This window comes from Candidatus Accumulibacter phosphatis, from assembly GCF_000024165.1.
In the GTDB taxonomy this organism is placed as follows: Bacteria; Pseudomonadota; Gammaproteobacteria; order Burkholderiales; family Rhodocyclaceae; genus Accumulibacter; species Accumulibacter phosphatis.
This window is the reverse complement of record NC_013194.1, coordinates 1,731,485-1,753,648: the sequence shown is the minus strand read 5'-3', so window position 1 is coordinate 1,753,648 and position 22,164 is coordinate 1,731,485. Positions and strand designations below refer to the sequence as shown.

Sequence of the window (22,164 nt, the reverse complement as noted above, 5' to 3'; positions counted from 1 at the left end):
TTGCAGCCCTTTTGGGCAGGATCTCCGCGGTGGCGCTTCGCTTCGACGTTCTCATCATCGGCAGTGGCTTGGCTGGCCAGGCCGCAGCACTCCGCCTGGCGCCAACCCACAAGGTGGCACTGATCAGCAAGCGCACACTGGAGGACAGCGCCTCCAGCTGGGCCCAGGGCGGCATCGCTGCGGTTCTCGACAATCGCGACTCGATCGAGGCCCACATCCGCGACACGATTACCGCCGGCGCTTTTCTCAATGACCCACGCGCGACCCGCTTCGTCATCGAAAACGGTCGGCGCGCCGTCGATTGGTTGATTCAACAAGGGGTTCCCTTCACGCGCGACGACGCAGGTTACCATCTGACCCGCGAAGGCGGACACAGCGCCCGCCGCGTCATCCACGTTGCCGACGCCACCGGCCAGGCGGTTCAGAACACCTTGACCAGCAAGATTCACCAGCAACCGAACATCACCGTCCTCGAGCAGCATATCGCCATCGACCTGATTACCGGCGACAAGCTGGGGCTGGCCGACAAGCGCTGCCATGGCGTCTACGTTCTCGACAGTGCGAGCGGAGAAGTTCTGACCCTCGGCGCGCGACACACACTGATCGCCACGGGTGGTGCCGGCAAGGTTTACCTGTACACGACCAACCCCGACACGTCGACCGGCGACGGCATTGCCATGGCCTGGCGCGCCGGGTGCCGGGTCGCCAACATGGAGTTCATCCAGTTCCATCCAACCTGCCTCTACCACCCGCAGGCCAAGTCCTTCCTCATCTCCGAAGCCGTACGCGGCGAAGGAGGACTCCTCCTCCTCCCTGACGGCAGGCGTTTCATGCCCTGGCACGACGCACGCGGCGAACTCGCACCGCGCGACGTGGTAGCCCGGGCCATCGACTTCGAAATGAAGAAGCGCGGGCTGGATTGCGTCTACCTCGACATCTCGCACAAGCCTGCAGCCTTCCTGGCCGAGCACTTTCCGAACATTCTGGCGCATTGCCGTGAACTCGGGATCGACATTACCCGCCAGCCGATCCCCGTCGTGCCGGCAGCGCACTACACCTGCGGTGGTGTCGTCACCGACCTGCGCGCGCGTACCGACATCGCCGGCCTCTACGTCGCGGGTGAAGCCTCCTGGACGGGCCTGCACGGCGCCAATCGCCTGGCCAGCAACTCACTGCTCGAATGCCTGGTGTTTGCCGAAGCGGCGGCCATGGACATCCTCGCCCAACCGGCGTCCGATCTGCCCGAGCTACCGCCTTGGGACGCCAGCCGCGTCAGCGATCCAGATGAAGAAATTGTCATCGCCCACAACTGGGACGAGTTGCGGCGCTTCATGTGGGACTACGTCGGCATCGTCCGCACCACCAAACGCCTGCAGCGCGCGCAGAACCGCATCCGCCTGCTGGCGCGCGAAATCGACGACTTCTACTCGCACTTTCGCGTCAGCCACGATTTGATCGAATTGCGCAACCTTGTCGTGACTGCCGACCTGATCGTACGCTGCGCCCTGCGGCGCCGCGAAAGCCGCGGCTTGCATTTCAGCCGCAACTTTCCGGAGACGGATGCACACGCGCGCAATACGATAGTCAAGCGTCGCCTTCCACGCGACCCTTAGGCTCTGCTCGCCAGCGCAGCCACAAACGCAGCACGCGAAACTGCTCCGCCGACATACTGTCGGGCAAGAGCACAAGCGTCATGGGCCGGCGCTGCTCATTCTTGCGTACGCGCAGGACGACCAACTGGCTAAACACGACAGTGCCGCTTGCTATGGACACCGACAAGGCATCGCCCACGGCGGAGAGCACAAGCAGATCCCCATTTTCCGTCAGGCGCAAACCCGCGACCGGCGGCGGATGCCGCGTCAACCAGGCCGAGACAGCGACGGCCAACAGCAGAAGGCATCTGGGCAATGCTGGCCAAGGCAAGACCCACAGACAACCCGCCGCCAGAGCGTGCACCAGGATCAACAGAATGGTGAGGCGACGCGAGCGACACAGCTCGACGTGAATCGGGAAGTGCACGCGCCGCCCGGACGCGTGCCTCTAGAGGCGCTTGAAAGCTACGGTGGCGTTGGTCCCGCCGAAGCCGAAAGAATTCGAGATGCCGACATCGATCTTCAACTGCCGAGCCTCATTGGCGCAATAGTCGAGGTCACACGACTCGTCCTGATTGAAGATGTTGATCGTCGGAGGCGACACCTGATGATGGATCGCCAGGATTGTAAACAAGGCCTCGATGCCGCCGGCAGCACCCAGCAGATGCCCGGTCATCGACTTGGTCGAATTGATCACCAGTTTCCTGGCGTGCTCGCCAAAGGCACGCTTGACAGCAATCGTCTCGGCCTTGTCGCCAAGAGGCGTCGACGTCCCGTGCGCATTGACGTACTGGACATCATCGAGGTTCACTCCCGCGTTGCGCACGGCATTGACCATGCAACGCGCCGCGCCCTCGCCGTCCTCGCACGGAGCGGTCATGTGATGGGCATCGGCACTCATGCCGAATCCCGCCAGTTCGCAGTATATCCTCGCCCCCCGCGCCCTGGCATGCTCGTACTCCTCGAGTACGACGACGCCCGCGCCTTCGCCGAGCACGAAGCCGTCACGATCCCGATCCCACGGACGGCTGGCGGTCTGCGGGTCGTCGTTGCGCGTCGATAAGGCGCGCGGGGCGCAGAAGCCGCCCAGACCGAGATTCGAAACACACCCTTCAGCACCGCCCGCGATCATGACATCTGCGTCGCCATATTCGATCAGGCGTCCGGCATCACCTATGCTGTGCGTTCCGGTCGAACAAGCGCTGACCAGCGATATGTTCGGACCCTTGTAACCGTACATGATCGACAGGTTGCCGGAGATCATGTTGATGATCGAACCGGGGACGAAAAAAGGCGAAACCTTGCGCACGCCCCCAGCCGCGAAATCATCGCAGGTGGATTCGATCATCGGCAGACCGCCGATGCCGGATCCGATCGAAACGCCGATCCTTTCGGGATTCATGCCGCTGGCGTCAAGACCCGCATCGCGTATGGCCTGAATTCCTGCCGCCATGCCGTAATGAATGAACACATCCATACGGCGCGCTTCCTTCGGCGACAGATACTGGCCGAGGTCAAACCCCCTGACCTCACCGGCGATCTGAACAGGAAAGCTCGATACGTCGAAACGGGTGATCCGGTCGATCCCGGAGCGGCCGGCCAGTACATTCTGCCAAGCGTCTTCCACGGAATTGCCCACGGGAGAAACGATACCCAGACCAGTGATGACGACTCTGCGACGTGCCAACTTGTACTCCGAAAACTGGAAGAGATGGAAGCGGCGCTTCCCTTTCACGATCACTCCCTGTCGAACTCATCCTGTCGAGGACACAGTCCGCAGGGACCCCGAATCAGGAAGTCACTTCTTGTGTGCGAGCACGTAGTCGATAGCCTGTTGCACGGTGGTGATCTTCTCGGCTTCGTCGTCTGGGATCTCGCACTCGAATTCCTCTTCGAGAGCCATCACCAGTTCCACCGTATCCAGGGAGTCGGCGCCGAGATCGTCGACGAACGACGATTCATTCTTGATGTCCGCTTCATTGACACCGAGTTGTTCGGCGACGATTTTCTTGACACGTTGCTCAATATTTTCCATCAGAGTGCTCCTTCGCGAGGTTCATGTGTAAAACAAAAATGTGCCATTCTAGCAAACTGGCTGCAACTTACCAATCATCCCTCCGAAAACGAGGGACCGTTTCTCGTGCCGAGGTGAATCAATCCATGAACATGCCACCGTTGACATGAATGGTCGTGCCGGTGACATAGCCGGCGGCCGCCGAAGCGAGGAACGCCACAGCCGCAGCAACGTCCTGCGGCAACCCGAGGCGACCCAGCGGAATGCCGGCCGCCAGTGAGTCTCGCTGACGCTCGTCGAGCGCCCGCGTCATGTCGGTGTCGATCAGGCCTGGCGCCACACAGTTGACGGTGATGTTGCGACTCGCCAGTTCTCTGGCCAGGGCCCGGCTCATGCCAGCCACCCCGGCCTTGGCCGCGCAGTAGTTGGCTTGGCCGGCGTTACCCGCGTGACCAACCACCGAGGTGACGTTGATGATCCGGCCGCGCCGGGCTTTCATCATCCCCCGCATGACCCCTCGGGACAGGCGGAAGACAGCTTTCAGATTGGTGTCCAGGACGAGGTCCCAGTCGTCGTCCTTCAATCGCAGCGACAGATTGTCACGCGTAATGCCTGCATTGTTGACCAGCACCGATACCGCACCGTAGGTTTTCTCGATGCGTCTGATCAGTTCCTCGACCTGCGGCGCGTCACGCACTTCCAGAACAGCGCCTTCACCCTTGCTACCGGCATCTGCGAGGAAGGCCGAGATCCTTGCCGCGCCAGCGCTGCTGGTTGCCGTACCGATCACGGTGGCGCCCAGGCGGCCCATTTCCAGCGCAATCGCCTGGCCGATGCCACGCGAGGCACCAGTGACGAGAGCAACCTCCCCATTGAGCATGATTCCTTACTCCAGGTTTGCGGCGGCCGCTTCGATCGCCGTCAGGTCAGCGAGCGCGACACTGTTCACTTTGTCGGCACAACGCTTGGTGAGGCCCGCCAGAACCTTTCCTGGTCCGCATTCGGCCACCGTAGCGATATCCATCGCCGCCATCTTCCGGATCGTTTCGACCCAGCGCACCGGCGAATAGGCCTGACGAATCAACGCGTCCTTGATCCGGGCGCCGTCCGACTCGATCGCGACGTCAACGTTGTTGATTACCGGTATCTGCGGTGCCGCGAAGCTCAATTCCGCCAGACGCGCCGCCAGTTTGTCGGCTGCCGGCCTGATCAGCGACGAGTGGAAGGGCGCCGACACCGGCAGGAGCAGCGCACGCTTGGCACCACGCGCCTTGCAGGCGTCGCAGGCGCGCTCGACGGCCCCCTTGCTGCCGGCAATGACGGTCTGACCGGGCCCGTTGAAATTGACCGGTTCAACAACGGCACCCTCGCCGCTTGCGGCGGCCGCTTCGGCACAGGCTTCAGCAATCTTGTCGTCATCGAGACCGAGAATCGCCGCCATCGCGCCGGTACCTGCCGGCACCGCCTCCTGCATCGCGGCAGCGCGCAGTCGAACGAGCGGCACGGCATCCGTAAAGGCGATGACACCGGCGGCAACCAGCGCCGAGTACTCGCCGAGGCTGTGCCCGGCGACGACTGCCGGCAGCTTGCCGGCCTTGTCGAGCCAGAGGCGATAAGCCGCGACGCCCGCCGTTAGCATGATGGGTTGCGTGTTGACGGTCTGCGCCAGAGCCTCGGCGGGACCATCGGCAAGCAGCTGCCAAAGGTCCTCGGCAAGCGCTGCCGACGCCTCGTCGAAGGTCGCGCGCACCACGGACGAATCACCGTACGCCGACATCATGCCGACGGACTGCGACCCCTGACCTGGAAAAACGAACGCGAACGCCATTTACTCTCCCCCTAAAGCTCGAACAGAACCGCACCCCAGGTAAAACCACCGCCGACGCCTTCGAGCATGACTTTGTGCCCGGCGTGAATACGCCCGTCGCGAACGGCCTCGTCAAGCGCCAGCGGCACCGAGGCGGCAGACGTGTTGCCATGCCGATCAACCGTCACCACGACCTTGCCCATCGGCAGCTTCATGCGCTTGGCTGTCGCTTCGAGGATGCGAACGTTGGCCTGATGCGGAATCAGCCAGTCGATGCCTGCAGGCGCCACACCCGCGGCCTGACAGCACTCTTCGGCCACTTCGGCCAGTACGCGTACGGCAAACTTGAATACCGCCTGTCCGTCCATGCGCAGGAAAGGATCGCCGACCACCTTGCCGCCGCAGACGCTACCCGGCACCGACAGGATGCCATGGTAGGCGCCATCAGCATGCAGGGCAGTAGCCAGGATTCCCGGCCGTTCCGAAGCCTCCAGAACGACCGCCCCCGCACCATCACCGAACAGTACGCAGGTGGCTCGATCGGACCAGTCGAGAATTCGCGAAAACACCTCGGCGCCGACCACCAGTGCGCGTCGATGACTGCCCGAGCAGATGAACTTGTCGGCAACCGTCAGCGCATAAACGAAACCGCTGCACACCGCCTGGATGTCGAAGGCCGTCGCACCGCGGTTGCCCAGCTTGCTCTGGAGCAGACAGGCGGTACTTGGGAAAATGAAATCCGGCGTCGAGGTAGCAACCAGGATGAGGTCGACATCCGAAGCCTCGATACCTGCGGCAGTCAGCGCCCGGCGGCTCGCTTCGAAAGCCAGATCGCTCGCCGCTTCACCGTTTTCAGCGAGATGGCGAAAGCGGATCCCGGTGCGACTGGCCACCCACTCATCGCTGGTCTCGATACCGCGCTGCGCCAGATCATCATTGCTGACAGGCTCGCCGGGCAGAAAACTGCCGATGCCGGTAATGCGAGAAAACATGCTATGCGGTCTCCTGCAGCGGTTGCTGCTGCGCAACGCGTTCGCTGATACGTGCCAGCACACCGCTTCGCGCCTCTTCCGCGGCACGTTGCAGCGCGTGCCCAAACGCGAAGGAATCGGCCGATCCGTGGCTCTTGACGACGATACCCTTCAAGCCGAGCAGGCTCGCACCATTGTATTGCCGATGATCAACCCGGCGCTTGAAGCGGCTGACTACCGGCATCGCCACCAGCGCAGCCAGCTTGGTCCACAGGCTGCGCTTGAATTCCTGGCGCAGGAAGGTAGCCAGCAGTTGTGCCAGACCTTCCGAGGCTTTCAACGCGACATTGCCGACAAAACCGTCACAGACGATGACGTCGGCCTCGCCCTTGTAGAGGCCGTCACCCTCGACGTTGCCGATGAAGTTGAGACCCGACTGCCAGAGCAACTCGGCAGCGCGCTTGACCACGTCATTGCCCTTGATCTCCTCCTCGCCGATGTTCAGGAGGCCGACCGTCGGCCGATCGCGATGCTCGACCGCGGAGACCAGAGATGCGCCCATGATCCCGAACTGCAGCAGGTGTTCGGGACTGCAATCGACGTTGGCGCCCAGATCAAGGACGTGCGTATGCCCGGTGAGCGTCGGCAGCACGGCGCAGATCGCTGGTCGGTCGATCCCTGGCAGCATCTTGAGGACGAAACGGGAAATGGCCATCAGTGCACCGGTATTGCCGGCCGACACACAGGCATCCGCCTCGCCCAGTTTGACCAGATTGACGGCCACGCGCATCGACGAGTCCTTCTTCGTGCGCAACGCGAGCGAGGGCGACTCACCCATGGCGACGACTTCGCTGGCATGACGAATGGCGACACGACCGACAGCCGCGTCGCCAACGAAGGGCCTGATACTCTCCGCAACGCCGACGAGAATCACACGAACGTCGGCATGATCACGCACGAAACCGAGAGCCGCCGGCACGGTCACCCGGGGACCGTGGTCCCCGCCCATGCAGTCTATGGCAACCGTAATGGTCATCCGCTGGCCGCCAAAAGAAAAGGCAGGCAGATCACCAGCGCGGGAACCTGCCTGCCTGCTCCGCAGGAATCACTCGGCCGAACCTTTGACCACCTTTTTGCCCCGGTAGTGGCCCGACGGGCTGATGTGGTGACGCAAGTGCACCTCGCCGGTCGTCGGTTCGACGGCCAGCGGCAGGCTGCCCAAGGAATCGTGCGCACGATGCATGCCACGCTTGGACGGGGATTTCTTGTTCTGCTGAACAGCCATCACGAACTCCTAGAATCAAACTCATCAGTGCCGGCCCTTGAGGCCGGCCAAAACCAAAAACGGCGATGAAGCCGCCTCTTCTCGCACCGCCCCGGGCAACACGCAATCCGCGTGCCTCGGCACGATCGGCAGCGCCAAAAGGATCTCGTCCTCGATCAGCCCGGCCACATCAAGCTCTTTCTGCAGCGGAAGGAAGTCTCGGGAGTCATCCTCCAGCTCCTCCTGCGTCAGGTCGCCGTCGCTATCGACAAACTCCAGCAGACTACGCAACTCGAGCGGGTACTCCAGCGCCTCGAGGCAACGCTGGCAACGCAAGGACAGCACCCCGTCCACCTCGACCAACAGCTCTGGCCGGTTGCGTTGCCCAATTCTCCCCGCGACCCGATACACCAGCGAGCCGGTGGAATCGGTGAGCAAATCGAGCAAGCGCGTCAGCAAGACCACCTGCAGTTCCCCTTGTAGCGAACCGCCCTCGCTTGCAAAAGCCAGACTGTCAATTACAACGCGTCGCGACATAAGGGGCGCATGATATTATTTTCAGCTTTTGAAGTCAAAGCAGCACGGGTGGAAAAGAAGAACTTCCTCGATGTTTCGTGCCAGCCGCGGCTTCATGCCCAGATCGAAGGTTCGATGCCCAGCCCGCCGCTCATTCTCGCCTCGACTTCCCCGTTCCGACGCGAACTGCTTGGCCGACTTGGCCTGCCCTTCACCACGGCCAACCCCGCCGTCGACGAATCGCCACTGCCGGGAGAAGAGCCCGAAGCCAGCGCGCTACGACTTGCGGAAGCCAAGGCGCGGGCAGTTGCCGGCGCGCATGGCGAAGCCCTGATCATCGGCAGCGACCAGGTGGCATGCCTCGATGGACAGGTTTTCGGCAAGCCAGGAAACCACGCCAACGCCGTGCGGCAGTTGCAGGCGATGCGTGGCCGCCGCGTCACCTTCTTTACCGGTGTATGCCTCCTCGACGCCAGAAGCGGCAGAGCGCGCCTGCGTAGCGTCCCGACGGTGGTCACCTTCCGGGAACTGGCTGACGCGGAAATCGAAAACTACCTGCGCACAGAGCAACCCTACAACTGCGCCGGCAGCGCCAAGTCGGAGGGACTGGGAATCGCCTTGATCGCCAGGATCGAGGGCGAAGACCCCAACGCCTTGATCGGGCTGCCATTGATCGCGCTCTGCGACCTGCTGCGCAGCGAGAACGTCGCTGTCGTCTGAGCGTCCGCTGACCGCTTTCGGACCTGGCGCGCCATGAACAGAGGCCGGCTCATTCTCATTCCCGTTCCTCTTGGACAGGCTCCGGCAAACGCCGTTCTGCCGCCGCCAGTGCGCGCCTGTGCGCAGCGACTGACGCATTTCGTGGCCGAAAACGCAAAGTCGGCGCGCAGCTTCCTGAAGGCGCTCCCTTCCGACTGGCCCCTGCAACAAATCGCGATTGATGAGCTCAACGAACACACGGCTGCCGGCGAGTTGCCCCGACTGCTCGCCCCCGCCCTTGCCGGCAGCGACCTCGGCCTCATCTCCGAAGCCGGCTGCCCAGCCGTCGCCGACCCCGGCGCCGCGCTGGTGGCCCTGGCACATCAGGAGGGCATCCCGGTCATCCCGATGGTTGGCCCCTCGTCGATCCTGCTCGCCTTGATGGGCTCGGGGCTATCTGGCCAGAATTTCGCCTTTCACGGCTACCTGCCGAGTGATGCCCAGGAGCGCGACAGGCGCCTGCGTGAGTTGGAAAGGCAATCGCGACAGGAGCAGCGAACACAGATCTTCATCGAGACGCCCTATCGCAACCGGCAAATGCTCGAATCACTGTTCCGCACCTGCGCCCCGGGAACGCGAGTCTGCGTGGCAACCGACCTCACCCTGGACAGCGAGCAGATCGTGACCCGCTTCGTCGCCGAATGGCGAGGCCAGCCGCTGCCCGAAATCAATCGGCGACCGACGGTGTTCCTGCTGCTCGCCTAGCGATTGCTCGCCGGTGAACTCGGAGGCCGGCCTCCCTCAGCGAACAGCCGGCCTGATGACTTCCAGCAGGGAACCGACCCCCTGGGTCGAATCGGCCCGCAGACGCTTGGCAAAGCGCTCGGCAATGTTCTCCTTGATCGTGAAGTCGACCATCCTTTCGGCCTTGATCACGTCACGCGCCACCGAACCCACGGTACCGAAGCCATCGGCCAGCCCCAACTTGACACTCTGGCTACCGGTCCACATCAGGCCACTGAACATTTCCGGCGTTTCCTTGAGCCGCGGACCGCGCCCGCGGCGAACGACCTCGATGAACTGCTTGTGGATTTCCCGCAACAGCACCTGCGCATGCTCTTTCTGTTTCGCATCCTGTGGCGAGAACGGATCGAGGAAACCCTTGTTCTCGCCGGCGGTCAGCAAGCGGCGCTCGATGCCGAGCTTGTCCATCGTGCCGGTGAAACCGAAAGCATCCATCAGGACGCCGATCGAACCGACGATGCTGGCCTTGTCCACGAAGATCTTGTCGCCAGCGACGGCAATGTAGTAGCCGCCGGAGGCGCACAGGTCTTCGACGACGACATAGAGCGGTATCTGCGGATGCGTGGTGCGCAAGCGGCGAATCTCGTCGTGCACTATCCCGGCCTGCACCGGACTGCCACCCGGACTGTTGACGCGCAAAATGACGCCGGCGGTCCCCTTGTCGCCAAACGCCGCCTGCAGCGCGTCGTTGATGTTCTGGGCGCTGGCTTCGCCGCTTGCCTCGATCGTGCCATGCAGGTGAATCACCGCCGTATGCCTGCCGTCGGCACGTTGCTCGGGACCGCCCCAATCGACGACCATCACCAGGACAGCGACGAGGTAGGACACAACAACCAGTTTGAAGAAAATACCCCACCGCCGCTTTGCTCGCTGCTCGCGCAGCGTCGCAAAGGCGATCTTCTCCAGCAACTGCCGTTCCCATTGTGGTTCGTCTTCAGGGGTGTTCAAGATATCTGCTCGCTTGGGGTGAAATAGATCGATCCATCCCGTTCTTCGACGGGTAGCGGCGTCAGGCCTCGGCCATTGCATCGGCCACCAAGACAACGCCCGTCTGCCGGAGAGTAGAGAGCGCCGTGCGTCGCGCAGATCAAGTATACCTTGGAATCGTCGAAGAATTCCCCGGGCTGCCAGTCGAGTTCGATCGACACGTGCGCACAGCGGTTGAAGTAGGCCGCCACACGGCCGCGGAAGCGCACGGCAAACGCCTGCTCGTCAACGCCCTGCCGGCGAACCGTGAAGCGAACGCCGGGGCCGCCGTCGACCAGATCGGCGGCGCGGCAGATCACGCGTGCGTGCGCAGCCATGCGGCCATCTCCGCGACCTCCTGCAGGCGAGCCAATGGCGCGAGTGCGTCGAGGGCGGCTGCCGGATGCGCGCCGTAGGCGACCGCCAGGCTGGCGACGCCGGCATTCCGCGCCATCTGCAGGTCGTGCGTGGTATCGCCAATCATCAGCGTGCGCTCCGGCGCGACCGACAACTCATCCATCAACTCGACCAGCATCTGCGGATGCGGTTTCGAGAAACACTCGTCCGCACAGCGCGAAGCATGGAAATGACCGCCGAGGCCGCTCGTCCGCAGCGCACGCTCAAGGCCGAGCCGGCTCTTGCCGGTCGCCACCGCCAGCAGGAAGCCGCTGTCGGCCAGTTCGGCGATCAACTCCGCCACCCCGGCAAACAACAGCAGTTCGTGATCGTGCGACAGATAGTGGTGACGATAACGGTCGACCATCTGCGGGTAACGCTCTTCCGGCAGGTCCGGGACGGCGTAACGCAGGGCGTCACGCAGACCGAGCCCGATCACGTGACGAGCCCGCTCTTCCGCCGGCAGAGGCAACCCGAGGTCGTCGCAGGCAGCATGGATCGCCGTGACGATCGCGCCTGCCGAATCGAGCAGCGTCCCGTCCCAGTCGAAAACCAGCAGATCAAATACTCTGGCCATGATCCTGCTTCTCCTTCGCCGACAGGCTGTCCAAGAACCGACGCAAGACAACGGGCAACGGCGCCTCCACCACCAGATCTCGCCCATCCAGCGGGTTCGGCAAGCGCATCGTCCACGCGTGCAGGAACATCCGTTTCAATCCGTCCCTGGCCAGGACCCTGTTCAAGGCGAAATCGCCATACTTTTCGTCGCCGGCGACGGGATAGCCAAGATGTGCCAGATGCACCCTGATCTGGTGGGTCCGCCCTGTCTTCAAGTGCGCTTCGAGGAGGCTGAAATGCTCCCAGCGCGCCAGCAGTCGGAATACCGTGTGTGACGCTTTGCCGGCCTCCGACACGCGCACCCGGCGCTCGCCGGACGGCTGCAGGTACTTGAGCAATGGCACCCGGACGTTGCGCACGGGATCCATCCAGCGCCCAGCGACGAGCACCTGGTAGCGCTTGTCCGCACCCCGCCCGCCACCGCCGCCATCGCGGAACATCTCATGCAAGGCAAGCAGCGCCGATCGCTTCTTGCCGACCAGCAGAATTCCCGAGGTCTCGCGGTCAAGACGATGCGCGAGTTCCAAGAAACGCGCTTGCGGCCGCTGCCGGCGCAGGGCTTCGATGACCCCGAAGCTCTCGCCGCTGCCACCGTGTACCGCGATGCCGGCCGGCTTGTCGATGATCAACAAACCGTCATCCTCGTAAAGGACGGGCAAGTCCACGTTGAACTCGGCGCCGGCGACGATCTCCTGCTCACGCCTGGCGATGCGCAACGGCGGAATGCGCAGCACATCGCCGGTCTGCAGACGATACGAGACTTCCGCACGCCGACCATTCACGCGCACCTGGCCGCTGCGCACGATGCTGTACACGTGGCTCTTCGGCACGCCCTTGCACTGCTTGAGCAGCAGATTGTCGAGCCGCTGCCCATGCTCGTTCTCGGTAATCAATGCCTGAGTTACAGAGCTTTTGCTAACTTCCACCATTTTGAATATACTTCAGTTGATTTGCGTCTTGTGTTGAAAGAGGCGCTGACCCGTTAGACCGTCGAGCGACGCCGATTCTGAAGCACTTGCGACGCACTTTCCGGCAGGCCTCAGCCGCCTCACTTGCGCCAACCTGCGCGAGATCACTCAACGCTGGTCACCTGGTTAAGTACGCTCACCACGAAGTAGCGATACTACTTGAACTGCGCGCGCCTAGCACCTGTGGAGCGGCCCAGGCAGATTCCCGAGTCCTTGACGTTCAAGGCCCGACAAGTCACTGCGTTGGCGAGAACCCCTATTAGTTGCACTACCGGAAAGCCCCCCTCAGGCATCCCTCGAACAACTAATCCGCTGCTGCCTGCACCAGGCATGTCCCCCCCGTGAAAGCGCGCGGGAGATCCTTCTATGAAACGAATGCTTTTCAACGCAACACAGGCCGAGGAACTGCGTGTTGCCATTGTCGACGGTCAGAAGCTCATTGACCTGGACATTGAATCGGCCGCCAAGGAACAGAAAAAGAGCAACATTTATAAAGCAGTCATTACCCGCATCGAGCCCAGCCTGGAAGCCGCTTTTGTCGACTACGGAGCGGAGCGGCATGGCTTCCTGCCCTTCAAGGAAGTGTCGCGCGCCTTCTTCCAGCCCGGCGTCGAGACCAGTCGCGCGACGATCAAGGAGGCGCTGCGCGAAGGCCAGGAGTTGATCGTCCAGGTCGACAAGGACGAGCGAGGCAACAAAGGGGCTGCGCTGACGACTTTCGTCAGTCTCGCCGGCCGCTATCTCGTCCTGATGCCGAACAATCCGCGCGGCGGCGGCGTCTCGCGGCGTGTCGAGGGCACCGAGCGTACAGAGTTGCGCGAGGTGATGGATCAACTGCAGGTGCCGCCAGGCATGAGTCTGATCGCCCGTACCGCGGCCATCGGGCGCAACGGCGAAGAACTCCAGTGGGACCTCAACTACCTCTTGCAGTTGTGGAAAGCCATTGAAGACGCCGCCCAGCAGCAGAAGGGCGCCTTCCTCATCTACCAGGAAGGCAGTCTGGTGATCCGTGCGATCCGCGACTATTTCCAGCCCGATATCGGTGAAATCCTGATTGATACCGACGAGGTCTATGATCAGGCGCAGCAGTTCATGTCGCACGTGATGCCCGGCACCGTCAATCGCATCAAGCGCTATCGGGACGACGTGCCCTTGTTCTCGCGTTTTCAGATCGAGCATCAGATCGAGTCTGCCTACTCGCGTCAGGTCGGCCTGCCCTCGGGCGGTGCCATCGTCATCGACCATACCGAAGCGCTGGTTTCGGTGGACGTCAACTCGGGCCGCGCGACGCGTGGCGCCGACATCGAGGAAACGGCCCTCAAGACCAACCTCGAAGCGGCTGAAGAGGTGGCCCGCCAACTGCGCCTGCGCGATCTCGGCGGTCTGATCATCATCGACTTCATCGACATGGAAAACGCACGCAACCAGCGCGAAGTCGAGAATCGCATCCGCGATGCCCTGCGCTTCGACCGGGCGCGCGTGCAGACCGGCAAGATCAGCCGTTTTGGCCTGCTCGAACTCTCGCGCCAGCGCCTGCGCCCGGCACTCGCCGAAACCAGCTACATCCCCTGCCCGCGCTGCTCGGGAACCGGCCACATCCGCAGCACCGAGTCAGCCGCTCTGCACATCCTGCGCATTCTCGAAGAGGAGGCGATGAAGGACAACACGGCCGCCGTCCATGCGCAGGTCCCCGTCGATGTCGCGACCTTCCTGCTCAACGAAAAGCGCACCGATGTCCAGGCCGTCGAACTGCGCCACAAGGTAAGCATCCTGCTGATTCCCAACATCCACCTCGAGACTCCACAACACTCCGTCGTGCGCGTCCGCCATGACGAGTTGGCTCAGGACGATCTGCAACAGGCATCGTACCGCATGGTGGACATGCCGACTAATGACGCCGGCAGCGAAGCACCGGCAGCGGGTGATGGCAGGGCCGCCCGCCCGGAAGCGGCCATCAAGGGTGTAACGACAGCGCAGCCGGCCCCGCTCGTCGGCGAGCCGCAACCGGCCGCGGCCGAGCCACCGGCAACGAGCGGCAACCGCTTCCTGACCAGGATTCTGTCCTGGTTCCGGCGCAAGCCGGAGGCAGCCCCGCCTGCCGTGGCGGAGCCCGTGCCGCCGCGACGCAGCGGCCCGCCGCGCGAGGCGCAACGCGATGCGCGGCGCAGCGGACCTCGCCCCCCTCGCCGTGACGAAGCACGCGACGTTCCCGAGACACGCGCCGGCCGCGAACAGAGCGACGCATCAGCGCAGCCGACACAAGCGGTCCCCGCCGTCGCCCGAAGCGAGCCCCAAAGACCCCGCACACCACGCGAACCGCGCGAAGCGCGCGAGCCACGCGATCCGAACGAAACGCGCGAGCCGCGTCGGCAGAGAGGCGCGCCACGCGCCGAACGCAAGGAGCAACCAGCCTTGGCGGTCGCCGAAACCACGGTAGCTGTCGCGCCGGCGCCTCTCCTCCCGGGCGCCGCGGCGCTGAGCGAGCCGCGTCCGTCAGGTGACGAGCCGGTCAGCAATGGCCGCCGCCGCGGGCGTCGCGGTGGGCGTCGCGAGCGCGGTGAAAGGGTCGAGAGCCTGGCCGAAACCCAGAGCGGCGAGAGCGTCGAGACGAGCACGGCAATCGCCGGCACGGCAGTCGACATACCGGGGGCGGCACTGCCGGCAAGCGCCACCGGCCAACCGGCACGCACAGCGGTCGCGCCGACGGCAGATCAGCAGGGTGCCACCACAGCGGTCACGGCAGACCCCGCCGTGCTCGCGGAACTGCCGGCGGTAGCCACCGAGCCGCCACCCGCGACCCCGGAAGTGGTCACGGCGCTCGCCAGCACAGCACCGGCGAGCGTCAACCAGGGGCTGGATGCGGATGCCCCGATGGCGGTCGACGGCCGCGCAACGGTCGACACCGCAGCCGACGTGGAAGCACCGAAGGTGGCACCCGCCGCCGACACGCCGGCGGCCACCGCGCTTCCGGCGAGTGTCGCCATCCTTCAGGCCGAGCCGAACCAGGTGCTCGCCCAGCCTGCCGCATCGCTGCCGGCGTCGCCGACCCTCCAGCAACTGGTCGCGGAGAGCGGCCTGATCATGGTCGAGACCAGCCGCGACGACACTCGAGGAGCGCCACCGGAAACCATCGACGACGCACCGCTCAGACAGCCGCGGCGCCGACGGGCACCGGTAGTCGTCTCCGAAGAGCCGCTGGTGATGGTCGAGACGCAGAAGTAAGGCAACGCTCGTCAGTACCGCCGAGGGCGGGCAGCCAGTCTGGCGGTGATGTAGGCCGCCAGCTGGCAAGCGGTAAGGTTGCGGCTGGCGCCGAGTTCTGCCGATGGCGGCGAGCCCGCCGCCCTCACCACCACCGCGTCACGCTAACGAAGGCGCGCGAAAGCAGCCAAAGCAGCCTGAAAACTGGCTTCAGTGCTCGCCATCCTGCATAATCATCACCTTGGTCGCCGCTGTCATCCGGAGTCATTTGCTCGTTCTGCACACGTCGCGAGTGATGTATCCGGGGGGCATCGGCCCGATTACCTCCCTTTCCAGGGCTAGCCCTGAACAGCGACGCAAGCAGTCACTCCCAATTCTCCCAGCAGGAGCCGTCATGACGCCGATCCCTCTATCCTTCTCAGCGACCCATCGCACCCTCCGCTACACTGCCGCCGGGCTGGCCGCGATCTCGCTCCTGATCACCGCCGCTTGCGAGAAGCCGAAGGCTGCCGCGCCGGCGGTGCCGGTCGTCGACGTCGTCACCGTCGCCCAGCGTGACGTGCCGATCTACATGGAATGGATCGGCTCGCTGGACGGCAACATCAATGCCGTCATCCGGCCGCAGGTCACCGGCTACCTGATCAAACAGAACTACCGCGAAGGCGACCTCGTCAAGCAGGGTCAGCCGCTGTTCGAGATCGACCCACGCACTTTCGAGGCCGCCGTCGACGAAGCCAAGGGATTACGCGCCCAGCAAGCAGCGCGTTACGAGACGACGCGCGCCAATCTCGCCCGCATCAAGCCGCTGGCGGCGATGAACGCCGTCAGTCAGAAGGACCTCGACGACACCACCGGCGCCGACCTTTCCGCCAAGGCGTCACTCGAAGCCGCCGATGCTTCGCTGCGGACCGCCAAGCTGAATCTGGCTTTCACGAAGATCACCTCGCCGGTGACCGGCATTGCCGGCATCGCCAAGGCGCAGATCGGCGACCTCCTCAGCCCGAGCATGCCGACCGAACTCACCACGGTGTCGACCGTCGACCCGATCAAGGTCTATTTCAACATCAGCGAGCGGGAATACCTCAAGGTTGCCGGCGAGCGAACGGACACCAGCAAGCAGGTGCCGCTCGAGCTGTTCCTCGTCGACGGCTCGCTCTATCCCCACCCCGGAAAGTTCTTCGTGCTCAACCGGCAGGTTGACACCAGCACCGGCACCTTCAAGGTGGCAGCGCTTTTCCCGAACCCCCAGAGCCTCCTCCGCCCGGGCCAGTACGGGAAGGTGCGGGCCACCATGGCCGTCGAGAAGGGTGCACTGCTCGTGCCGCAGCGTGCGGTTACCGAAATCCAGGGCAAGTACTTGGTGGCGGTCGTCGGCGCCGACAACAAGGCCGACATCCGCCCGGTCACGGTCGGCGAGCGCATCGGCAGCGACTGGATCATCAGCAAGGGCCTGCAGCCCGGCGAGCAAGTGATTGCCGAGGGAACCCAGAAGGTTCGCGCGGGAATGACCGTCAGCCCGAAACCGTTCGTGCCGGATGCCCCGGCCGCCGCCACCCCGGCCAAGCCCGGTGACAAGCCGGCTACGCCGGCACCGGCGAGCAAGGGGTAAGCAGCCATGTCAAAGTTCTTCATCAACCGGCCCATCGTGGCGATGGTCATCTCGATCCTGATGACCATCGTTGGCCTCGTCGCCATGTCCGGGCTGCCGACCGCCCAGTTCCCGAATATCGTGCCGCCGCAGATCAATGTCAGCAGCACCTACACCGGCGCCGACGCGCTGACCGTCGAGCAGGCGGTGGCCACCCCGATCGAGCAGCAGATGTCCGGCGTCGACAACATGGACTATATGTATTCGATCAACGCCAACAATGGCCAGTCCACGCTATATGTCAACTTCGCACTGGGTACCGACGCCAACACCGACCAGCTGCTCGCCCAGATGCGCGAAGGCCAGGCCGAATCGCAGTTGCCGTCGGACGTGCGCAACTACGGCGTGACCGTAGCCAAGTCGACCTCATCGCCGCTGATCATGTTCGCGCTCTACTCGCCGAACGGCACCTACGACAACATCTTCCTCGCCAACTACGCCTACATCAACATCAACGACCAGATGACGCGGGTCAAGGGAATCGCCAGCGTCACTGTCTTTGGCGCGGGCCAGTACGCGATGCGAATGTGGGTCAAGCCCGACCAACTGGCCAAGCTGAACATCACGATTCCCGAAATCATCAACGCGGTCAATGCGCAGAACACTGTCAACCCAGCCGGAACAATTGGTGGCGAGCCGGTCCCGGCGGGCCAGGAATTCACCTACGCGGTGCGCGCGCAGGGCCGCTTGCAGAGCACCGAAGAGTTCGGCAACATCGTGCTGCGCGCCAACCCGGACGGCTCGATCGTGCGCGTCCAGGATGTGGCCCGCATCGAACTCGGCGCCCAGACCTACAGCCAGCAGGGCCGCCTCAACGGCAAGCCGGCTGCCCTGGTCGCCCTCTACCAGATGCCCGGCGCCAACGCCCTCGATGCGGCCGATGGCGCCAAGAAGCTGATGGAAAAGATCAAGCAGAGCTTCCCGCCTGACCTCGATTACGTCATCGCGCTCGATACGACGCTGTCGGTCACCGAAGGAATCACCGAGATCAAGCACACGCTGTTCGAGGCGCTGGTGCTGGTGATGATCGTTGTCTTCGTCTTCCTGCAAGGCTGGCGGGCGACGCTGATTCCCTTGCTCGCCGTGCCGGTGTCGCTGGTCGGCACCTTCATGCTCTTCCCGATGTTCGGCTTTTCGATCAACACGCTTTCGCTGTTCGGTCTGGTGCTGGCGATCGGCCTCGTGGTGGACGATGCCATCGTTGTCGTCGAAGCGGTCGAGCACCATATCGAGCACGGCATGTCGCCGAAGGATGCAACGCTGAGGGCCATGGAGGAGGTCACCGGCCCGGTGATCGCCATTGCCGTCATCCTGGCTGCCGTCTTCGTGCCGACCGCCTTCATTCCCGGGATCACCGGCCAGCTCTACCAGCAGTTCGCAGTCACCATCGCCATCTCGGTAATCATCTCGGCCTTCAACGCGCTGACCCTGAGTCCCGCCCTCTGCGCCATGCTGCTCAGGCCCAAGGTCAAGGGCAGCGGCCCGATCCAGAAATTCTACGACTGGTTCAACGGCGTGTTCGGCCGCGTTACCGGCGGCTATGTCGGCATCTGCCGGATCGCCATCCGCAGGAGCCTGATCAGCCTCGTCTTTCTGGTCGCCGTCACGGCGAGCGCGGGCTTCTTCGGCAAGCTTGTACCCGCCGGCTTTCTTCCCGATGAGGACCAGGGTTACGTCTTTGCAGCGGTGCAACTGCCCGATGCGTCATCGCTGCAACGCACGTCGGAGATTGCCGCCCAGGCCGAAGAGCTGATCATGAAGGTGCCAGGCGTACAATACACGACCACGGTGGTCGGCTACAGCATGCTGAGCCAGGTGACCAATACCTACAGTGCCTTCTTTTTCGTGACGCTCAAGAACTGGGCGGATCGCAAGCAGCCCGAGGAGCAATACGCGGCGATCAAGGCCGAACTGACCAAGCGGCTGGCCGGGATCCCCGGCGCCATCGCTTTTGCGTTTCCGCCGCCGGCGATCCAGGGAGTCGGCACCTCGGGCGGCGCCACCTTCATTCTCGAGGACCGTGCTGGAAAGGACATCGCCTTCCTTGCCGAGAACACCACCAAGTTCCTCGAGGCCGCGCGAAAGCGCCCGGAGCTGGCTAGTGTTTCGACCACCTTCCGGCCAACCGTTCCGCAGCTCTTCATCGACGTCGATCAGGACAAGGTGCTCAAACAGGGCGTCCTCCTCAGCGACGTGTACAAGACGCTGCAGAGCTTCCTCGGCAGCGGCTTCATCAACTACTTCAACCGCTTCGGACGCCAGTGGCAGGTGTACGTCCAGGCCGAGGGTGACTACCGGACCAACATCGACAATGTGGGCCAGTTTTACGTGCGCAACAACAAGGGCGAGGCGGTGCCGTTGTCGGCGCTGACTTCCATCCGTAATGTCTCCGGTCCTGAATTCACCATGCGCTACAACCTGTACCGCAGCGCACAGATCAACGCGTCGGCCGCACCGGGCTATAGTTCCGAGCAGGTGATGCGGGCGCTTGAGGCAGTCTTCGCCGAAACCATGCCGAGCGAGATGGGCTACGACTACATGGGCATGTCATTCCAGGAGCAGAAGGCGCAGCAGGGCATCTCGCCGGCGGTCATCTTCGGCTTCTCGCTGCTCTGCGTCTTCCTGATCCTGGCGGCGCAGTACGAGAGCTGGTCGCTGCCCTTCTCGGTCCTGTTGGGAACGCCAATCGCCGTCGCCGGCGCGTTTTTTGCACTGATGTTGCGCGGCCAGGAACTCAACGTCTATGCGCAGATCGGTCTGGTGATGCTGATCGGTCTGGCGGCGAAGAACGCGATTTTGATCGTGGAGTTCGCCAAGATGGAGTACGAGAAGGGCGAGCTGTCGCTCGCCGAGGCGACGCTCAAGGGCGCGCAACTGCGCCTGCGCCCGATCCTGATGACATCGTTCGCCTTCATCCTCGGCTGCGTTCCACTGGCGATCGCCAGCGGCGCCGGTGCCCTGTCGCGGCAGGTGATGGGTAGCGCGGTGATCGGCGGCATGCTGGCGGCCACCTGCCTGGCCATCTTCATCATTCCGGTAACCTTTTTCGTCGTCGAGAAGATCAGCCACAAGGGCGAGACTGGGGTACGCAGCCACGCGGCCGGCGAGGGGGAGGCCGGCAAACTCGACGCGCCAGCAAAGCCGGCTGACAAAGAGGAGGATCGCCATGCGTAAGCCACTGTTGGTCACCTTGCTGGCGCTGGCGGCCAGCGGTTGCATGGTCGGACCCGACTACGTCCGCCCGCCGGTAGACACGCCGGCAGCCTGGCGGCTCAGCGAACAGGACGCCCGCGACCTCGCCAACACCGCCTGGTGGGAGCAGTTCGGTGACCCCGTGCTCAACGACCTGGTAGCGACGGCGCTACGCGAAAACAAGGACCTGATGATCGCTGCCGCGCGGGTCGAGCAGTTTGCCGGCAACTACGGCATCGTTCGCTCCGGGCTCTTCCCGCAGGTTGGCGCTGGCTATGAAGTCCGACGGCAGAGAGACATCAGCGCCGTGGTGGTTGGCGCCGGCGGCGACGAGACCTACAACAGCTACAACGCGGTGTTGAATGCCAGTTGGGAGATCGATATCTGGGGCCGCATCCGCCGCCAGACGGAAGCGGCACGCGCGCAACTCATGGCCAGCGAGGAAGGCCGGCGCGCTGTCATCCTGTCGCTCGTCGGCAGTGTTTCCGGCGCCTACATCAACCTGCGCGACCTCGATCGGCAACTGGATATTGCCAGGGCGACCGCCAAGAGCCGCGGCGAGTCGTACGAGATCTTCAAGCTGCGCTTCGCAGGGGGCATCATTTCGGTGCTCGAACTGAGCCAGAACCGGTCGCAATACGAGGAAGCGCTGGCGAGCATCCCGCCGCTGGAAAAAGCCATCGCCCAGCAGGAAAACGGGCTGAGCGTCCTGCTCGGCCGCAACCCCGGGCCGATACCGCGCGGCAAGGATATCGACCATCTGGCGCTACCGGCAATCCCTGCCGGCTTGCCGTCGGATCTGCTTGAACGCCGGCCCGACATCCGGCGCACCGAGCAGGACCTGATCGCTGCCAATGCGCAGATCGGTGCCGCCAAGGCGGCGTACTTCCCGACCATCTCGCTGACCGGACTGTTCGGTTACGCCAGTACCAGTCTGAGCAATCTCTTCGACAGCCAAAGCAAGGTGTGGAATTACGGCGCACCGATCACGATGCCGATCTTCACCGCCGGCGCGATCGCCGGCCAAGTGCAGGCCGCCGAAGCCGCGCAGCAGCAGGCCCTGTTTGCCTACCAGAAGGCGATCCAGGAGGCTTTCCGCGAAGTCAACGACTCGCTGGTCAGCCGCGACCGGACGCGCGAACAACTGAAGGCGCAGCGGCGTCAGGTCGAAGCGCTGCAGCAGTACGCAGCCACCGCCCGCCTGCGCTACGACAATGGCTACACCAGCTACATCGAAGTGCTCGACGCCGAACGCAGCCTGTTCAACGTCCAGCTACAGTACACGCAGACGCAGCAAGTGGAGTTCCAATCGATGATCAATCTTTATCTGGCCATGGGCGGTGGCTGGGTGAACGAAGCTGAGAAAGTCGCGAGCACGAGTAGTGCGCAGTGAGAACCCATCCTGCCGCCATAGAGTACCGGGGTGTACCGGGTGGCCAGCCGTCAGCTTGGTGACGGGTATTTGGCAGCGCAACAGCATCCGCAAATCTCTTGAAAGGGGTAAGTGA

Annotated in this window: 20 protein-coding genes; 7 read left to right on the top strand and 13 right to left on the bottom strand. The window is 63.6% G+C overall.

Going from position 1 to position 22,164, the window contains the following annotated elements; all coding sequences use genetic code 11:
• Positions 1-29 precede the first annotated feature (29 nt).
• Positions 30-1,613 (top strand): L-aspartate oxidase, encoded by a 1,584-nt coding sequence (gene nadB, locus CAP2UW1_RS07690; protein WP_015766078.1) that lies wholly within the window; start codon positions 30-32, stop codon positions 1,611-1,613.
• Here nadB and CAP2UW1_RS07685 read toward each other — a convergent pair.
• The 9 genes from CAP2UW1_RS07685 to CAP2UW1_RS07645 form a co-directional block, all read right to left on the bottom strand.
• Positions 1,585-2,019 (bottom strand): protein YgfX, encoded by a 435-nt coding sequence (locus tag CAP2UW1_RS07685; protein WP_015766077.1) that lies wholly within the window; start codon positions 2,017-2,019, stop codon positions 1,585-1,587. The genes nadB and CAP2UW1_RS07685 overlap by 29 nt on opposite strands.
• A gap of 21 nt (positions 2,020-2,040) precedes the next feature.
• Positions 2,041-3,279, bottom strand: a complete 1,239-nt coding sequence (gene fabF / locus CAP2UW1_RS07680) for a beta-ketoacyl-ACP synthase II (RefSeq protein WP_041568254.1) — start codon at positions 3,277-3,279, stop codon at positions 2,041-2,043.
• A 111-nt stretch (positions 3,280-3,390) separates the two neighbouring features.
• Positions 3,391-3,627: an acyl carrier protein gene (gene acpP / locus CAP2UW1_RS07675; protein ID WP_015766075.1), complete on the bottom strand. Its 237-nt coding sequence runs from the start codon at positions 3,625-3,627 to the stop codon at positions 3,391-3,393.
• Between the two features lie 118 nt (positions 3,628-3,745).
• On the bottom strand, positions 3,746-4,486 hold the full coding sequence (gene fabG, locus CAP2UW1_RS07670; protein WP_015766074.1) for a 3-oxoacyl-ACP reductase FabG: 741 nt from the start codon (positions 4,484-4,486) through the stop codon (positions 3,746-3,748).
• Between the two features lie 6 nt (positions 4,487-4,492).
• The gene (gene fabD / locus CAP2UW1_RS07665; RefSeq protein ID WP_015766073.1) at positions 4,493-5,434 is read right to left on the bottom strand and encodes an ACP S-malonyltransferase; all 942 of its coding nucleotides are present in this window, start codon (positions 5,432-5,434) and stop codon (positions 4,493-4,495) included.
• An 11-nt stretch (positions 5,435-5,445) separates the two neighbouring features.
• Positions 5,446-6,405 carry a beta-ketoacyl-ACP synthase III gene (locus CAP2UW1_RS07660; RefSeq protein ID WP_015766072.1) on the bottom strand — a complete coding sequence of 320 codons (960 nt, stop codon included), beginning with the start codon at positions 6,403-6,405 and terminating at the stop codon, positions 5,446-5,448.
• Position 6,406: 1 nt separating this feature from the next.
• Positions 6,407-7,420: a phosphate acyltransferase PlsX gene (plsX, locus tag CAP2UW1_RS07655; RefSeq protein WP_015766071.1), complete on the bottom strand. Its 1,014-nt coding sequence runs from the start codon at positions 7,418-7,420 to the stop codon at positions 6,407-6,409.
• A 69-nt stretch (positions 7,421-7,489) separates the two neighbouring features.
• Positions 7,490-7,669 (bottom strand): 50S ribosomal protein L32, encoded by a 180-nt coding sequence (rpmF, locus tag CAP2UW1_RS07650; protein WP_015766070.1) that lies wholly within the window; start codon positions 7,667-7,669, stop codon positions 7,490-7,492.
• Between the two features lie 24 nt (positions 7,670-7,693).
• The gene (locus CAP2UW1_RS07645) at positions 7,694-8,113 is read right to left on the bottom strand and encodes a YceD family protein (protein WP_291913236.1); all 420 of its coding nucleotides are present in this window, start codon (positions 8,111-8,113) and stop codon (positions 7,694-7,696) included.
• Between the two features lie 186 nt (positions 8,114-8,299).
• On the opposite strand from CAP2UW1_RS07645, the gene CAP2UW1_RS07640 reads away from it, so the two are divergent.
• Both CAP2UW1_RS07640 and CAP2UW1_RS07635 read left to right on the top strand, forming a co-directional pair.
• Positions 8,300-8,884, top strand: a complete 585-nt coding sequence (locus CAP2UW1_RS07640; protein ID WP_041568253.1) for a Maf family protein — start codon at positions 8,300-8,302, stop codon at positions 8,882-8,884.
• 33 nt (positions 8,885-8,917) lie between these two features.
• Positions 8,918-9,628, top strand: coding sequence for an SAM-dependent methyltransferase (locus CAP2UW1_RS07635; protein ID WP_015766067.1), 711 nt, complete (start codon positions 8,918-8,920; stop codon positions 9,626-9,628).
• A 36-nt stretch (positions 9,629-9,664) separates the two neighbouring features.
• Here the strand turns inward: CAP2UW1_RS07635 and CAP2UW1_RS07630 are convergent, their stop codons facing one another.
• Genes CAP2UW1_RS07630 through CAP2UW1_RS07615 form a run of 4 tightly spaced genes read right to left on the bottom strand, consistent with a single transcriptional unit; the run spans position 9,665 to position 12,576 of the window.
• A complete protein-coding gene (locus CAP2UW1_RS07630) occupies positions 9,665-10,615 on the bottom strand; it encodes a S49 family peptidase (protein ID WP_015766066.1) in 951 nt (316 codons plus the stop codon).
• Positions 10,612-10,971: a Rieske (2Fe-2S) protein gene (locus CAP2UW1_RS07625; RefSeq protein ID WP_015766065.1), complete on the bottom strand. Its 360-nt coding sequence runs from the start codon at positions 10,969-10,971 to the stop codon at positions 10,612-10,614. The genes CAP2UW1_RS07630 and CAP2UW1_RS07625 overlap by 4 nt, the downstream gene beginning before the upstream one ends.
• Complete coding sequence (locus CAP2UW1_RS07620; protein WP_015766064.1) at positions 10,950-11,606, bottom strand: HAD-IA family hydrolase; 657 nt, start codon at positions 11,604-11,606, stop codon at positions 10,950-10,952. The genes CAP2UW1_RS07625 and CAP2UW1_RS07620 overlap by 22 nt, the downstream gene beginning before the upstream one ends.
• Entirely contained in the window at positions 11,590-12,576 is a 987-nt protein-coding gene (locus CAP2UW1_RS07615) for an RluA family pseudouridine synthase (protein ID WP_015766063.1), read from the bottom strand. The genes CAP2UW1_RS07620 and CAP2UW1_RS07615 overlap by 17 nt, the downstream gene beginning before the upstream one ends.
• 405 nt (positions 12,577-12,981) lie before the next feature.
• Between CAP2UW1_RS07615 and CAP2UW1_RS07610 the strand changes: the two genes are divergently transcribed.
• The 4 genes from CAP2UW1_RS07610 to CAP2UW1_RS07595 all read left to right on the top strand — a co-directional run bounded on the left by CAP2UW1_RS07610 (position 12,982) and on the right by CAP2UW1_RS07595 (position 22,049).
• On the top strand, positions 12,982-15,837 hold the full coding sequence (locus CAP2UW1_RS07610; RefSeq protein ID WP_015766062.1) for an Rne/Rng family ribonuclease: 2,856 nt from the start codon (positions 12,982-12,984) through the stop codon (positions 15,835-15,837).
• Positions 15,838-16,210: 373 nt separating this feature from the next.
• Positions 16,211-17,425: an efflux RND transporter periplasmic adaptor subunit gene (locus tag CAP2UW1_RS07605; RefSeq protein WP_015766061.1), complete on the top strand. Its 1,215-nt coding sequence runs from the start codon at positions 16,211-16,213 to the stop codon at positions 17,423-17,425.
• 6 nt (positions 17,426-17,431) lie between these two features.
• Positions 17,432-20,638 (top strand): efflux RND transporter permease subunit, encoded by a 3,207-nt coding sequence (locus CAP2UW1_RS07600; protein WP_015766060.1) that lies wholly within the window; start codon positions 17,432-17,434, stop codon positions 20,636-20,638.
• Positions 20,631-22,049, top strand: a complete 1,419-nt coding sequence (locus tag CAP2UW1_RS07595) for an efflux transporter outer membrane subunit (protein ID WP_015766059.1) — start codon at positions 20,631-20,633, stop codon at positions 22,047-22,049. The genes CAP2UW1_RS07600 and CAP2UW1_RS07595 overlap by 8 nt, the downstream gene beginning before the upstream one ends.
• Positions 22,050-22,164 lie beyond the last annotated feature (115 nt).